The following is a 14,234-nucleotide window of genomic DNA, read 5'->3' on the forward strand; positions in this document are numbered from 1 at the left end:
AAATAGTCTAATTTATTGTAGGGGAAGACTCCAGTTTAATTAGGGGGCTGTGGAGAAAGTGCATGCCGGCGCGTCAAGATGTACTTCATGTCAAGTTTCTGATGCAGTTTGTACAGCAGAGCAAAGTCCTTGATACGCTTACAAGTCGAAATGCAACCGTTGTCAAGCGGGACAACCGCCTTTTCTTGCACAAGCGGCGATTCAGTTGTCATCAGAATGCCCGTCTGCTGAATACATATATAGCGTACTTCTCGAATCCTGTTGTTTAAGGAGGTGAGTGAAAATGGCGCTATTTTGGAATCGTTGGGTTGCCGTTCGCACCGAGGGCGGCTCAAGGGCTGAGCTGATCGACCAACTACAGGCGCACTTTAAAGCTAGCGGCTTGAAAACCAAAATTACCATTGAGGGCAATTCCTTGAAACGGATTCATGTGCTGAAGAAGGACGCCGACCAGGCGAAGACTTTGCTGGAGGCATTTGACGAGGAGTACTAAGCACGTCAACCTGCGGATTGCCCAAGCAACGCGCAAAAAAAGCAGCGGTCCCTTGCGGGAGCCGCTGCTTTCTTGCTCATCTACGATGAAGACGATCTGCCGAGCACCGAGGAATGCCGCATCCACCGGTAACCCTTGCGGACGCCGTTCATGACCCACTCGGGCACCGGCACCGGCTTCTTCGACATGAACGGCATATAGATCCGGTTATACGCCTTCTTTAAATCGTCCCACATCGTACATGAATCGCCTTTCAAAAAATCCGATATATCCACGACAAGGCCGCGTCCGTCTTTGACCATTACGTTTTTGCCGTGCACGTCATGCGGATTCAAGCCTTGAGAACGGGCATAATCAAGGGCCTCGTCGATGTCGTCGATCACCTGCTTCGGGATCACATCTCCGTCAAGCACGCATTGATACAGCGTCTTGCCTTTGAGGCGTTTTAAGATCAAATAAGAATGACCGTTATACATTCCTGCAGAGTAGCAGGCCGAATAAGCGGAATGATGGCCAATTCGCCGGTAAACCTCGCATTCGTTTTCCCAGCCCTCGCGGCCTTCGGCATACACCTTCACCGCAACGTCCGGATAGTCGCCGTGGACGAATACGCCAGCGTAATTGCCCGCTCCAAGCAGCCTCCACCCTTCCGGCGTCGCCTCGACACGGACCGGGTCGCCATGGTTAATGCTTTCGATCGAAAGATCGTCCAGCAGCGATTGCTCCGTAAGCGATATAAGCTTGGATAGCTGTTTCTCGTCCATGCGCGCTTTGCGCTCCCCTCTTCCTGTCGACTAGTCTATTATCTTACATTTTAAGACCAGCCGGACCAAAAAGAAAGACCCTTCGCCGTCAGTGTCCGCCGCTGACGACCTTAAGTCCGATAACTCCCGCAATGATCATCGATAAAAACAGCATTTTCCGCCAGTCCCGCGACTCCCCGAACAACACCATGCCGAGTATGACGCTGCCGATGGAGCCGATGCCGGTCCATATGCCGTATGCCGTGCTGATCGGAATGTCCTGCAGAGACTTGGATAAAAAATAAAAGCTGACGAAGCCCGACGCAATCGCGCCAACCGTCCCCTTCCAGCGTTTAAAGCCGTCGGACAGCTTCATAAACGTGACGCCGCCGACCTCGCCCAGTCCCGAGATGATCAGGAATAACCAAGCCATGCTTATGCACCTGCCTTTTCTGCGGCTTTCGCGTCCTGCTCCGCTTCATCGGCCGGCTTCTCCTTGGATACCAGCTTCAAGCCGACGATGCCGCCTACCAATAATGTAATGAAGAACAGCCGCCAGAAATCCGCCGGTTCGTCCAAAATCAATATCCCGGCAATTACGGTGCCGACCGTCCCGATCCCCGTAAACATCGCATAAGCGACGCCGATTTCGATCGTACGCATCGCGCGGGCGAACAGCATGAAGCTGGCCGCCAGCAGAACGACCGTGACGATGCTCGGCACCAGCTGCGTGAAGCCCTCCGAATATTTAAGGCCAAACGTCCAGCCTACCTCCAAAAATCCGGCTAACAGCAAAAAAATCCACTGCATCTCTTCTCATTCCTCTCCCGCTGCCAATGTCCAAAGCTGCCATAACGACGCCCAGACCAATTGTTTTCTGTGATGAAACAGCCTTTCCTCATAAAGTTGATTTTCGACGAGCAAACCATCTACAAATGCGTAAAAAGCGGACAGCATCCGCTCTTCCTCCTGAGGGGAGAACAGCCCTTCCGCGGCACCCTGCTCCCATACCTTTCGAAGGCCATCCGTAAGCTCAAGCTCATACCGCAAAAAATCCTGCCGCAGCTGATCGCGCAAATGGCGCGGCGGCATCAGAATCGTCCGCTTCAGAAATGCCTGCCCCGTCGTCAAATGGCTGAGATCCGTGAAAAAATCAAACAACCGGCAAACCTGGTTCTTAACCGGCTCCTTCCGGATCGCATCCAGCAGGGCAAAATACTGCCCCCTCTCCTCGGCGATCACTTCTTCGATCAGCTGCAGAAACAGCTGCTCCTTCGATTTATAGTGAGCATAGATCGAGGGCGTCTTAATGCCCACCGCCTTGGCAATCTCGGATAGCGATACACCTTCGTAGCCCGATTCGGCGAACATCGTTACCGCTGCCTGCCGAATCCGCTCTGCCGTCGTAGGCTCTGCGCTCATGTCTGGGACCTCCGTTACCGTCCGCGGAACTATTGCCTAACGAACGTTAGTTAGTTAATTTACAGCTATTTTAGGACGAATACGCTGAAAAGTCAATACAAAAGGACCGTTCCCAGTGGCATCTGCCGATGAGAACGGTCCCTGAACGGTTATTCGATTTTAGCTTTTACCCGGCTCCAAACGGCCAGACATGCATTGACGAGCATGCCGAGGGCGATGCCCAGCAGCACGACCGTGATATGAATGACGAGGCAGTAGACCAGCAGCATTCCAAAATAGTCGTCTTCCCTAAGCGGCAGCAGCCGGTAAAGAGCGAATGCCAGCAGAACGCTGAACGGGATCCAGAACAGGAAAATAAACGCCGGAAAATACCAATGCCGGTTGCGGAACAGCGCGACGACCGGAGCCGCAAAAGCAATGATCATCAGGCCGCCGATCAGGCTGCTCCGTTCAACGATGCCGTTATAGAAGTAAGCCGAATACAGGAAGGCGTTGCCCGCCGCCGCATAGAGCAGGCTGAGCGTCACTACCCAGCGCATGGAGCGGCGGATTTGCTGCTGCTCCTTCGTATGCTCCGCCATTTAAGCCCCTGCGATTTCGCGCAGCGCCGCGGTGAATGCCTCCATTTCCTCGTCGGTGCCGATGCTGACGCGCAAATATTCGTCGATCCGCGGCTGGTCGAAGTAACGGACGAGCACCCCTTTGTCGCGAAGCTGCTGGAAGATGCTTTTGGCCGGAAGCTCAGGATGCGTAATAAACACAAAGTTGGCTTTCGAATCCGTCGCCCGGAAGCCAAGCTCCTGCACCTGCTTCGTCACGCGTTCGCGGGTCGCGATCACCTTGGCCGTCGTGTCCCGGAAGTAGGCGTCGTCCTCGAACGACGCGATGGCGCCGGCAAGCGCGAGGCGGTCCAGCGTGTACGAGTTAAACGAGTTTTTGATGCGGTTCAGTCCTTCGATCAGCTCCTCGCTGCCGAAGGCAAAGCCTACGCGCAGGCCTGCAAGAGAGCGGGATTTCGAAAGGGTCTGCACGACCAGCAGATTCGGATACTCCCGGATCAGTGAGATCGCCGATTCTCCCCCGAAATCGATATACGCTTCATCGATCACGACCGCCTGATCCGGATTGTTCTCCAGCAGCTGTCGAATGTCGGCAAGCGGAAGCAGCTGTGCCGTCGGCGCATTCGGATTCGGAATAATGACGCCGCCGTTATCCGGCCGGTACGCGTCCGCCTGTACGCGGAACTTCTCATCCAGCGGAATCAGCTCTGTCTGCAGGCCGTACAGCTTCGCATACACCTTATAGAAGCTGTAGGTAATGTCAGGGAACAGCAGCTTTTTTGCCGGATCGAAAAACGCCGCAAACGCGAAAGCGAGTATTTCGTCCGAGCCGTTGCCTACGAATACTTGTCCTGACGGAAGGCCGTAATAATCGGCCGCGGCCCGAACGAGCGCTTCGCAGGTCGGATCGGGATACAGGCGCAAATCGGCGTTCGCCGCGGCCTGAATCGCTTCGATCACCTTCGGGGAAGGCGGATACGGATTTTCGTTCGTATTCAGCTTAATGTACGTTTTGTCCTTCGGCTGCTCGCCGGGCACATACGGCACCAGTGAAGCCGTAAGCGGACTCCAAAATTTACTCAAGGATCATCTTCCTCTCCTGAACGGCAATTATTTGAGCAGAAACCTGAGAATCGCCAAGCCGAGCATGGCGCCTAATGTATTAAGTATAATGTCGTCGATGTCGAAGCTGCCGACCTTCGTCAGCATTTGGACAAGCTCCGCCGCCGCAATGATCAGAACCGTCGCTCCTGCAAGCGGGAGCAGCCTGGCGTATTTTTTGTCGAGCAGCGGCAGAAACAGGCCGATCGGGATAAATAATACGATATTGCCGAATAAATTGTTGAACCAGATATCGAAGTTAAAATGGTCATAATGCACGATATAACGTTTGATCGTGTCGAAAGGAACGAGGTTATAAGCGTAGCCCGTGCCGAAATAACGGTCGCGGTAAAACAGCAGCCAGCTCATAACCAGCGTATAGCCCAGCGCCATGAGCGCTAAAAGCAAATTGAACGGCAGGCTTTTGAAATAGGCCCTCTTGAACATGCAGCTATACTCTCCAAGGAACGGAGTACGTTTTAAAGCGGTCAGGACCCGTAATTTCCAGCCCGTTAAGCTGAAGGCCGGACGCGCAGCCGCCGTCGATGCCGATTTTCCCGTCGCCGAACCAGATGTCGGGTTTGCCGTGGATGTCGACCGTCTTCGTATGGCCGAAGACGACGGTCTTGTTCACCGATGTCGGCCTGCCGAGAAACGGGCCTTTAATATAAAGAAAATCGCGGCTCGGCTGCTCCCGCCAGTTCAAATAATTCGGGTTGATGCCGGCGTGCACATAGATGAAATGCTCATCCTCGTGATAATAAGGCAGCCTGTCCAAAAACGTTATATGGTGCGGATACCGCTCCGGAATGATTTCTTTGACCCGTTCGACCAGATGCTCGACCGTCCCTTGCTTGATGCCCGTATAGCTTTCCGCCGTCTGGCGCCCGCCGTGGCCGGTAAACTTCATCAGCGATTGCTCGCTTCGCTCCAGCACCACGTCGACCAGCCGCTCGTCGTGATTGCCCTGAATCGCGATAGCGCCGTCCCGCTCCACCAGGCCGATGACCTGCTCCACCACTTCCATGCTTCTCGGTCCGCGATCGACGAAATCGCCCAGCAGCAGCAGCTTGTCCTCGCCGGGCTTGTAGTCCATCAGCTCCAGCAAATCGTTAAATGGCGTATAACAGCCGTGAATATCGCTTATGACTAAGGTTCGCTTCATATACGCCTCCCCAAGATGATCAAATCTCTCTCTACACCGTCCAGCACCGCGACTTTCGGCAGATGCCCCCACTGCCCGAAACCGAACTTGCGCAGCAGCGCCAGGCTAGGCTCGTTATGGCCGAACACGAAGCCAAGCAGCGTATGGAGCCCGAGACGCGGCGCTTTCTCGATCGCCCTCTGCAGCAGGACCGAGCCGATCCCTTGCCCGCGGTATTCCTCGGCGATATAAATGCTGATTTCCGCGGTCGCATTATAGGCCGGCCTTCCGTAAAACGATTGAAAGCTGAACCAGGCGGCAATGTCGCCTCCCGCTTCCGTCCGCAGCACCCAAAGCGGCCGGAAATCCGCAGAGTGATCGTCGAACCAGGCTTGCTTGCTCTCCGTCGAAGCAGGCTCCAGATCGGCCGTCACCATCCTGCTTGCGACGGTAGAATTGTAGATCTCGACAATGCGAGCCAAGTCGTCCGGCACGGCATCCGTAATCAAGTAGTTTCTTCCGCTGTCCATGCCTGCCAGCACATCCTTTCCTGCAGCACTTGCTCTTGCTCTCTTTCAAGCTAATATTGCAATCATATCAAAAGTTCAGACGGAACGAAACACGGCATGGGCTTTTGCGGGCGGGCGTTAACTGGATTTCATGTATATAAATTGGCTAACTTGTCCGATTGGCATTAAATTACTATATTACATGTATCTATTTCGCTGCGTATCGGCGAATACTGGGCACAATTGGTCGAATTAGATACATGAAACGAAGTTATTTCACCGGAAAAACCGTATCTGTAATAAATATATACATCTAACACCTTCTCGGCATGCAACCGGTTATTCTCACAGTCCAGGGCTGCAGCATCGCAGTTGGGGTCGCACGGCGGGGCGGTTCACCTAAAAAGCCACTTTTAACCGTGATTAGCTTCTGCTGCAGACTCCGCCCGGACTGTCGTTCATCCGGCTTCGTGAGCGAAGCGGCCTGCAGCCCTTACGGCTCTTCCTTTTGTTTCGAAAAAGCCCGGTAATCATCCGGCGTATTCAGATTCGTGAAGGCGGTCGTGCGCCCGGCTTCATCCCTCGGCTCGACCGTTACGGTGCTGAGCCTGCCTAGCAGTCCCATGACACGGTAGTCCTGCGACTCGAGCGCACCGCGGACCGCTTCCGCAACTCGGGTATGGTAGAGAGCATGGAACGGCTGTCCCTCGCAGTGAATGACATCCGCTCCGCTGCCGATATGGGCGGCCAGCTGATCGAACAGAGCCGGCGACATGGCCGGCATATCGCAGGCGATGACGAAGACGTAGCCGGGCGGCGCCGCGGCAAGGCCCGCATGCAGCCCCGCGAGCGGTCCGCAGTCCGGATACCCGTCCGCGACAAAGGCCGCCCGCCCGGCCAGCTCGCCCATCGCTTTGCGGTATACGGACTCACGCTCCGGCGGGCCTACTGACACTGCCACCGCCGGCAGCCGCTCCAGCAGCTGGCCTGCGAGCCGGTAAACTAACGGCTTTCCTTCGATCGTCAACAACGCTTTGTCGGTACCCATGCGCGAGCTTTTCCCGCCCGCCAGAACGAGCCCCTGTACAATCGTCTCCATCGTCATTCCCCCTATTATTCGCAGAAAAGCCTGCCGCGTCCGAATGGCGCGGCAGGCTTTCTTCAAAATATAAGAATGTATAAATTTGAACTTATACATGACTTATATTTCATCGCGATGGCGAGCTATTACCATAAGCAGGCACAGAACCGAGCTGCGCAAAAGATGCAGCTAACGGTTCGTGCGTAGCGCCAGCCGTTTACGCTTGTGTTCGTCGTTTAAGCTTTCGACGGATCAAACGAGCTTTTCAGCGATACGATGCGGTTGAACGCAAGCTTGCCGGCCGTCGAATCCTTCGGATCGACATTGAAGTAGCCATGACGGAAAAACTGGAATTTGTCCCCGCCCGCCGCATCCTTCATGTTAGGCTCGACGAAGCCGCTCAGCACCTCGCGCGATTTCGGGTTGATGCACTCGAGGAACGGTTTGCCTTCCTCTTCTGCTTCGCTCGTAATCAAAGGCTCGAACAAACGGAAGTCCGCAGCCACAGCTTGCGACGCTTCCACCCAATGGATCGTGCCCTTCACCTTGCGCTCGTTAAAGCCGGAGCCGCTCTTCGTCTTCGGATCATAGGTGCAGTGCAACTCAATTACATTGCCGTCCGCATCCTTGATGACTTCTTGACAGGTAATAAAGTAAGCATGCTTGAGGCGAACTTCATTTCCCGGGAAAAGCCGGAAGTACTTATTGGGGGGATTTTCCATAAAATCGTCCTGCTCGATATAAATTTCGCGCGAAAACGGAATTTGGCGGGTGCCCATTTCTTCGTTCTCCGCATTGTTCTCGGCATCAAGCAGCTCCGTTTGCCCTTCCGGATAATTCGTGATCACGACCTTGAGCGGACGGAGCACCGCCATCGTGCGGAGCGCCTTCAGCTTCAAATCCTCACGAATAAAATGCTCCAAATTCCGCTCATCAACGAGGCTGTTGCTCTTCGCCACACCGATTTCGCGGCAGAACGCGCGCATCGCTTCCGGCGTATAGCCCTTGCGGCGAAGGCCGCTGATCGTCGGCATGCGCGGATCGTCCCAGCCGTCGACAACGCCTTCGTCCACCAGCTGCTTCAGCTTGCGCTTGCTCATGACCGTATTCGTCACGTTGAGGCGCGCGAATTCGTATTGACGCGGAGTCGCTTCCATCTCGCATTCTGCGACCGTCCAGTCGTACAGAGGACGATGATCCTCAAATTCCAGCGTACAGATCGAATGCGTGATACCTTCGATCGCATCGCTTAGCGGATGCGCGTAGTCATACATCGGATAGATGCACCAAGCGTCGCCTGTCCGGTGATGATGCGCATGCGAAATCCGGTACAGCACCGGGTCGCGAAGCGTAATGTTCGGCGATGCCATGTCGATCTTCGCGCGCAGCACGCGCTCGCCGTCCTTAAACTCGCCCGCGCGCATTCGCGCGAACAGGTCGAGGTTCTCCTCCACGCTGCGGTTCCGGTAAGGGCTCTCCTTGCCCGGCTCGGTCAAGGTGCCGCGGTATTCGCGCATTTGCTCGGCCGTCAAATCGCACACGTACGCTTTGCCCTTCTTAATCAGCAGCACCGCCCGGTTATACAGCTCCTCGAAGTAATCCGACGCGAACCGGAGCTCGTCCCAATCGAAGCCAAGCCAGCGAACGTCCTCCTTGATCGATTCTACGTACTCCGTATCTTCCTTCAGCGGATTCGTATCGTCAAACCGCAGGTTCGTTCTTCCCTTGAACTCGTCGGCCAGCTCGAAATTCAGACAGATCGACTTCGCGTGGCCGATATGCAAGTAGCCGTTCGGCTCCGGCGGAAATCGCGTGACAACCTCCTGCACATGGCCGCTCTTCAAATCTTCGACAACGATGTTTTTGATGAAATTCGAGGATGAGGACTTATTTTCGACTGTGTTCTCCACCTGCGACCACCCTTTCCCACGGAAATATTTATCCTATTATAATACACAAAATTCCTTGAAAATATAATACTTAGTATTCATTCGCAGGCGGAGAACGGGGTCGTGATCAAGCGGGGAAGAGGAGATCATGCTCATAGAATGCAAAACATGCAGCAGAGCGCTGCAATCGATGGCCGATGTCAGGTTTCTGCTGCATATTCTGCATGTCGGCTGGAACGCGTGTATAGAAGGAATCCGCGCGTTAATACGGAAGAAATTGAAGCTTCGTCCGGTATTTAATAACCGCAAAATTGACCGCAAGAAGGACGGCAGTTCCCGCCAGTTGCACCGCAATATATTCGTCAGGTCCTGTCAACGGACGGGGTCTGAACCACTGGAACAAGTAAAACGGACCTTGTCCCGTTCCGGTTGTGAACATGCCGAAAATCATGTAAATGAGCGCCAGCACCATTCCTATCGCCGCATTTTTCAGCAAATTAATCAACAGACAGGTCAAAGCAAATAAGGCGATAGCCGATACGAATAACGCACCGGCAGCAGAAAGCGAAGAGTCATTGGTCCAGGAATTTGGCACACAAGCAAGATAGGCAGCCGACAATAGGACCCCATAGAACGTAAACGACAGGACAGGCTGAACGACACCGAAGGAAAGCGGCGAGACGGGCAGCGAAACAAAAAGCTCCTTCTGATGCAAAGATCCCATCGGTCCATTAATAGCCGCTGCCGGAAAAACGACCGTCAAGGGGCCTAACATCGCAAGAAATTGAACGGAAGCAGCCGTATCATGGCTTCGCAGTCCGACGCTTATCAGACAAACCGCAATCGGCAATACCAGAAATAACGTTTGTGTTTTCATCAAGTACACGCCTAATGTCGTTAAGCCTTTAACCACGTCATGTACCCCTCTTCCAAAGTAGGCTCTGCCGGGACCGCTTCCGGGTAAGGCTTCTCGTCCGCCAGCATTCTCAGGCTGATCATCCCATCCGCTTCGGAAGAATGGACGATTTGAACATGTTTATGTTCTTTTAATTGATAGAACTGTTCGTTCGGTATTTTCATGGTCCAGACCTTGCTTGACGCCAGCTTGACCACCTCGGAAAGCGAGGGGAAATACTCAAGGAATCCTTGTTTGATCATGCATACCCGATCGCATGTCATCGAAACGTCTTCTGTAATATGAGTGGATAAAATAACGGTTCTCTGTTCGGCCAACCGGCGGAGCAGCCCCCGAAAACGAAACCGTTCTTCGGGATCCAGGCCTGCCGTCGGTTCGTCGACAAGCAGCAAATCAGGGTTGTGAATAATAGCTTGGGCGATACCAAGCCTTTGTTTCATGCCGCCCGAGAGACGGCGAATTCGCGTTGCAGCCCGATCCCCCAAATTCACTTCCCTTAATACTTGTTCTATTAGCTGCTTGCGGTCTTTTTTAGAGGATATACTTCTTAATACGGCGATATAATCCAAATACTCGTATGAAGTCAGTGCCGGAAATAACCCCACATGCTGAGGCAAATAGCCGATACGCTTTCGAGCTTCTTCCGCTTGCTTCGACCATGATATACCGTTCAAACGAATGCTTCCGGCAGTCGGTTCATATACGGTAGCCAATATGCGCAAAAATGTCGTTTTTCCCGCTCCGTTCGGACCGAGTAACCCAATGATTCCTTTGTCGATTGACAAATTGATCTCGTGCAGCACTTCGCGTTTGCCGAACTTTTTCGTAACGCCGGTTAATTCAAGCATAGCCGATTGCTCCTCCTACTCTACCTGTTGTTATTAAATAAATATTTCCGGATTTTATCCTCCAAAGATACCTTAATTGGCGTAATGAAGATTTGTTCCGGATTGGCGGAAAAGGCCGAGGCCGAGGAAACCACGTATACTTGCTCGGGTATTTTTACATCTGCGTTCAATTCCTTATTCAACCGGTTGATGACGCTCGTGACCGATTGCAGAGACTGATCCGCGGTTTCATCCGAATAATGAATGAGATGGACAATTGAATCGTGTTTTTCATAGATTGCATTAAGCAGCATAGGACCGTACGCTTCCCCGCTTAGAGTCCCGGCAAATGATGGATCTAAATTTGTAATCAGCCTGTCTGAGCCCGCGGAGCTAAGCTTGATTTCATAATGCTCCCTAGCAGCGGATCCCATCGGGTTCATCGCTTCATCCGGGTGCATCGGATACCACGGAAGCGTCGGCAGCAGCTCGAATGAGGAAGGATTCATGTCGCTATATGCGCTGGACCTTGTTTCCAGATGCAGAATGCCCTCACCCGACTCTTCTTGCGGCAGGGTGATGTTCACCCAATTTCCCGATCTCTCGTACGCAACTTGTTTCCCATTCCAGCGAAGGCTGTCGATTTGAATCACATTCCATAATGCGATCGAAAATTGATCAGCTTCCGTTTTCAAGGACACATCCGCACGATAAGAAAAGTCATGATCCTCGCCTGCATGGCGAATATCCATCTTGTACGACTCTATGACGTATTTGCCCGGCTCATACGGATCAGCCTCAAGCTCCATTGCTCTGCTAATATCCGATATCTCCTGATTCGGGAACAGGAAAGGAATTGCCCCGATACTCACAACAAGCAGAACTGCCAATACCTTCATCACTTTTATTTTTCGGATAACCCGAATGGCCAAAATATAGATTAAAGCGGCTGCCAGAACGGACATGATACGCTGCCATACGGCCCCGGAATTGACAATCATATGTTCCGTTGCAAAGAGATACCGCGTAAATTCAAAGTTTGTGTCGCTAATGGCCAGCCATGGCAATAGCTTTGCCGGGAGGATTTGTACAAAATGATTATAGGGACTTAACACGATCCATAATGCAGCCAGCACCACATAAGTCACTATAGACGGCCAAAGCGTAAATAACGAATAACCTATTATTAACGAAAGGAGGAACGGAACGAACCAGTTGCTAAAAGTATACAAAAAAATAATCGTCACCAGAGATTTCGACAATTCCGTATGATGATGGAATCTAAGTAATACTAGTAAACTGGCTAGAAATACGAGATACCATAAACCTGAATGCGAAACCCAATACAAAAACTTTAACCCATAATATCGAGCTCCATAGGGCAAGGAGGACAACAGCTCGGCCGTGTGATTCCTTGCTTCCAATCTTGCCTGCTCCGCGCCGTACATTAAAAACATAAGATTAAATGCCATAATAAAAAAGATCATGCCGGAAATATCCTGCCAGCTTTCAAGCAGGCGGAATGTCACAGCTATAAATAACATTTCCGCAGCTAAAAACATGACCCAGTATTGAGGCTGCATCCAAAACTGCTTCCACTCTTTTCTCATTTCATGACTCCTTGAGACGAAAAATTAGGGAGGAAGCCGTAACTTCCCTCCCCGCAATTACTTGAGAATGTGATATTCAATAAAAAAGGATCTATGTTCTAAATCAAGGCTTATAGTTCCACAGGTTTCCGCTTACTTTATCATCGTTGTCCCCTGTTGCTTTAATATAAAACAATGTTCCGGCGCCTTCAAGCCAGTAGTCTAGAGCTTTATATTTTACAGATTCAGACAAATCAATAGAATACTCCAGCGAGTCAGGCCATACAGAAATCACTTTATAAAGCGCAATTCGGCCGTTCTGTCCCTGATTAAGTGCGGCATCAATACGTCCGTACTGCCCCTGTCCATTAATGTTACCGCTGGTTGCGCTTGTCGTATTTACTTCTTTAATGACATACGTATGTTGATTCGCAGCATATGCACTGTAGCCAAATGAAAACAGTACTACCGCCGATAAAGATACAATTCCTGCTTTTAGTTTCGAATACACAGATCTTACCTCCAGTTTAATATCATCATAAATGTATTGGCGGCCGCCCTAAATTAATTTATCCTAATAAAAAATCTTTTTCACCGGACATTTTAGTATGGGGTCCTTAACCCTTTTTGGGGATTCCCTATAGAAAACTGATCTACAGTTACTTTCGTACTAGGTAAAAGGCTCTTCTATTATTTACATGGAGGTTAAAATATTGATAATTCAAACGAACCGATCAGGAAACACTTCAACCATTTTTAAAGAACTGGCAAGTATACTTAACTATCATTTCGGTAATTGTTCATATAACGTAATGATTCGAGATTTTTTGAGATACAAAAATGACTTTTCTAATATATGGTCTCAGCTCAGCCAGCTTACCCACCACATGCTGGGAGGGAAATCGCCGAACATTGCTTACGCAGCCGCCCAGACCGAGTTGATCATATTAAGTCTGGACATTATGGACGACCTGCAGGACCAGGACAACCTCGAGCCTCCATGGATGCAATGCGACACAGCCGTCGCCATGAATTGTGCGTCCAATCTGTTGGTAGCAGGACTGTCAGGCATCGGAGAAATGGCTATTCACCCAAAAATATTAAAATTGCTGTCCTCCGCTCATAATGGCCAGCATCAAGACTTGTCGAATCAGGTCACGAACGAAGAACAATATCTCTCCATGGTCTCAAGGAAATCGTCATCGCTCATCAATCTCGCAATGCAGATGGGATATCAGCTGCTCGATCATAAAGATCCTGTTACGGAAGAAAAGCTCGATAAGCTTGCCGACTGCATCGGGATAGCGGCGCAGCTTCAAAACGACTTAAAAGAGATCGCTACGCTGCACAGCCGAAATGATCTGGTCAATCGGAAGAAAACGCTCACCACCTTGTATTTGCTGGACTTATGCGAAAGCAAATTTCCCATTCTTAAGAGCTATTATGAAGGACTATGCAGTCTGGATGAGCTTGCCGGACAAGAATCGCAGCTCGCCGACTTTATTAGTCAATCAGGCGTTTTCGAATATACATACGCGCTTCAACGGCTTTACATGGTTCGGGCCAAGCAAATCTTTGAGTCACTACCGGCTGTTCAGCCTTGGTCGGACCGCTTCCTTGACTTCATCATCCATCCTTACCTTAACAAAATTTAGGGATTCCCCATTAAATATTAGGGCGTACTAAAACTGTAGTTTGATATAATGGAAATATTGTCTTTTACATATAGGGGGAACAGGAAATGTGGAGTAAACAGTTGAAGGAAGCAGCTATTCAATTGGCGAACTGTAAGGAAGCAGAGAAAAAAACTTCCATTCTACAGCAGCTCTTACCAGACCAACGCGCTGCTTTTCAGGTTGCTTACGCAGCTCCTGCTGCAGCCAATCGTATCACCAATGCGCCGCATGAATACTGGAGTTAGCACAACACAAAGAGCCTGACTTCACGGTCAGGTTCTTTT

General features: G+C 51.3%; 18 protein-coding genes. 3 read left to right on the forward strand and 15 right to left on the reverse strand.

What is annotated here, in order from left to right:
- Window positions 1-283 precede the first annotated feature (283 nt).
- Window positions 284-493: a hypothetical protein gene (locus tag KP806_RS13890; RefSeq protein WP_224724302.1), complete on the forward strand. Its 210-nt coding sequence runs from the start codon at window positions 284-286 to the stop codon at window positions 491-493.
- Window positions 494-573: 80 nt separating this feature from the next.
- Here KP806_RS13890 and KP806_RS13895 read toward each other — a convergent pair whose 3' ends face one another.
- From KP806_RS13895 to KP806_RS13965, 15 genes are all read right to left on the reverse strand, one after another.
- Window positions 574-1,257, reverse strand: a complete 684-nt coding sequence (locus KP806_RS13895) for a serine/threonine-protein kinase (RefSeq protein WP_224724303.1) — start codon at window positions 1,255-1,257, stop codon at window positions 574-576.
- Between the two features lie 88 nt (window positions 1,258-1,345).
- Window positions 1,346-1,669: a DMT family transporter gene (locus KP806_RS13900; RefSeq protein WP_224724304.1), complete on the reverse strand. Its 324-nt coding sequence runs from the start codon at window positions 1,667-1,669 to the stop codon at window positions 1,346-1,348.
- Window positions 1,670-1,671: 2 nt separating this feature from the next.
- Window positions 1,672-2,046 (reverse strand): DMT family transporter, encoded by a 375-nt coding sequence (locus KP806_RS13905; protein WP_224724305.1) that lies wholly within the window; start codon window positions 2,044-2,046, stop codon window positions 1,672-1,674.
- Window positions 2,047-2,052: 6 nt separating this feature from the next.
- Complete coding sequence (locus KP806_RS13910) at window positions 2,053-2,658, reverse strand: TetR/AcrR family transcriptional regulator (protein ID WP_224724306.1); 606 nt, start codon at window positions 2,656-2,658, stop codon at window positions 2,053-2,055.
- 149 nt (window positions 2,659-2,807) lie between these two features.
- Window positions 2,808-3,239, reverse strand: coding sequence for a hypothetical protein (locus KP806_RS13915; RefSeq protein ID WP_224724307.1), 432 nt, complete (start codon window positions 3,237-3,239; stop codon window positions 2,808-2,810).
- On the reverse strand, window positions 3,240-4,301 hold the full coding sequence (gene hisC, locus KP806_RS13920; protein WP_224724308.1) for a histidinol-phosphate transaminase: 1,062 nt from the start codon (window positions 4,299-4,301) through the stop codon (window positions 3,240-3,242).
- Window positions 4,302-4,328: 27 nt separating this feature from the next.
- Complete coding sequence (locus KP806_RS13925; protein WP_224724309.1) at window positions 4,329-4,766, reverse strand: VanZ family protein; 438 nt, start codon at window positions 4,764-4,766, stop codon at window positions 4,329-4,331.
- A 4-nt stretch (window positions 4,767-4,770) separates the two neighbouring features.
- Window positions 4,771-5,484 (reverse strand): metallophosphoesterase, encoded by a 714-nt coding sequence (locus tag KP806_RS13930; RefSeq protein ID WP_224724310.1) that lies wholly within the window; start codon window positions 5,482-5,484, stop codon window positions 4,771-4,773.
- Complete coding sequence (locus KP806_RS13935) at window positions 5,481-5,993, reverse strand: GNAT family N-acetyltransferase (protein WP_224724311.1); 513 nt, start codon at window positions 5,991-5,993, stop codon at window positions 5,481-5,483. The genes KP806_RS13930 and KP806_RS13935 overlap by 4 nt, the downstream gene beginning before the upstream one ends.
- Window positions 5,994-6,465: 472 nt before the next feature.
- On the reverse strand, window positions 6,466-7,071 hold the full coding sequence (gene mobA, locus KP806_RS13940) for a molybdenum cofactor guanylyltransferase (RefSeq protein ID WP_224724312.1): 606 nt from the start codon (window positions 7,069-7,071) through the stop codon (window positions 6,466-6,468).
- A gap of 218 nt (window positions 7,072-7,289) precedes the next feature.
- Window positions 7,290-8,963 carry a glutamine--tRNA ligase/YqeY domain fusion protein gene (locus KP806_RS13945; protein ID WP_224724313.1) on the reverse strand — a complete coding sequence of 558 codons (1,674 nt, stop codon included), beginning with the start codon at window positions 8,961-8,963 and terminating at the stop codon, window positions 7,290-7,292.
- Window positions 8,964-9,204: 241 nt separating this feature from the next.
- Window positions 9,205-9,855 (reverse strand): hypothetical protein, encoded by a 651-nt coding sequence (locus tag KP806_RS13950; RefSeq protein ID WP_224724314.1) that lies wholly within the window; start codon window positions 9,853-9,855, stop codon window positions 9,205-9,207.
- A complete protein-coding gene (locus tag KP806_RS13955; protein ID WP_224724315.1) occupies window positions 9,840-10,706 on the reverse strand; it encodes an ATP-binding cassette domain-containing protein in 867 nt (288 codons plus the stop codon). The genes KP806_RS13950 and KP806_RS13955 overlap by 16 nt, the downstream gene beginning before the upstream one ends.
- Window positions 10,707-10,726: 20 nt before the next feature.
- On the reverse strand, window positions 10,727-12,295 hold the full coding sequence (locus tag KP806_RS13960; RefSeq protein WP_224724316.1) for a hypothetical protein: 1,569 nt from the start codon (window positions 12,293-12,295) through the stop codon (window positions 10,727-10,729).
- Between the two features lie 103 nt (window positions 12,296-12,398).
- A complete protein-coding gene (locus tag KP806_RS13965; protein ID WP_224724317.1) occupies window positions 12,399-12,785 on the reverse strand; it encodes a hypothetical protein in 387 nt (128 codons plus the stop codon).
- A 301-nt stretch (window positions 12,786-13,086) separates the two neighbouring features.
- On the opposite strand from KP806_RS13965, the gene KP806_RS13970 reads away from it, so the two are divergent.
- The gene (locus KP806_RS13970) at window positions 13,087-13,929 is read left to right on the forward strand and encodes a polyprenyl synthetase family protein (protein ID WP_397376405.1); all 843 of its coding nucleotides are present in this window, start codon (window positions 13,087-13,089) and stop codon (window positions 13,927-13,929) included.
- A gap of 86 nt (window positions 13,930-14,015) precedes the next feature.
- Complete coding sequence (locus KP806_RS13975; protein WP_224724319.1) at window positions 14,016-14,195, forward strand: hypothetical protein; 180 nt, start codon at window positions 14,016-14,018, stop codon at window positions 14,193-14,195.
- Window positions 14,196-14,234 lie beyond the last annotated feature (39 nt).

Source organism: Paenibacillus vietnamensis, from assembly GCF_020169515.1.
GTDB classification, from domain to species: domain Bacteria; phylum Bacillota; class Bacilli; order Paenibacillales; family Paenibacillaceae; genus Pristimantibacillus; species Pristimantibacillus vietnamensis.

Bases quoted from the DNA above. Each gene is read 5' to 3' on its own strand.
- KP806_RS13890 (WP_224724302.1), top strand. From the start codon at position 284: ATGGCGCTATTTTGGAATCGTTGGGTTGCCGTTCGCACCGAGGGCGGC.
- KP806_RS13895 (WP_224724303.1), bottom strand. From the start codon at position 1,257: ATGGACGAGAAACAGCTATCCAAGCTTATATCGCTTACGGAGCAATCG.
- KP806_RS13900 (WP_224724304.1), bottom strand. From the start codon at position 1,669: ATGGCTTGGTTATTCCTGATCATCTCGGGACTGGGCGAGGTCGGCGGC.
- KP806_RS13905 (WP_224724305.1), bottom strand. From the start codon at position 2,046: ATGCAGTGGATTTTTTTGCTGTTAGCCGGATTTTTGGAGGTAGGCTGG.
- KP806_RS13910 (WP_224724306.1), bottom strand. From the start codon at position 2,658: ATGAGCGCAGAGCCTACGACGGCAGAGCGGATTCGGCAGGCAGCGGTA.
- KP806_RS13915 (WP_224724307.1), bottom strand. From the start codon at position 3,239: ATGGCGGAGCATACGAAGGAGCAGCAGCAAATCCGCCGCTCCATGCGC.
- KP806_RS13925 (WP_224724309.1), bottom strand. From the start codon at position 4,766: ATGTTCAAGAGGGCCTATTTCAAAAGCCTGCCGTTCAATTTGCTTTTA.
- KP806_RS13930 (WP_224724310.1), bottom strand. From the start codon at position 5,484: ATGAAGCGAACCTTAGTCATAAGCGATATTCACGGCTGTTATACGCCA.
- KP806_RS13935 (WP_224724311.1), bottom strand. From the start codon at position 5,993: ATGGACAGCGGAAGAAACTACTTGATTACGGATGCCGTGCCGGACGAC.
- mobA (WP_224724312.1), bottom strand. From the start codon at position 7,071: ATGGAGACGATTGTACAGGGGCTCGTTCTGGCGGGCGGGAAAAGCTCG.
- KP806_RS13955 (WP_224724315.1), bottom strand. From the start codon at position 10,706: ATGCTTGAATTAACCGGCGTTACGAAAAAGTTCGGCAAACGCGAAGTG.
- KP806_RS13960 (WP_224724316.1), bottom strand. From the start codon at position 12,295: ATGAGAAAAGAGTGGAAGCAGTTTTGGATGCAGCCTCAATACTGGGTC.
- KP806_RS13970 (WP_397376405.1), top strand. From the start codon at position 13,087: ATGATTCGAGATTTTTTGAGATACAAAAATGACTTTTCTAATATATGG.
- KP806_RS13975 (WP_224724319.1), top strand. From the start codon at position 14,016: ATGTGGAGTAAACAGTTGAAGGAAGCAGCTATTCAATTGGCGAACTGT.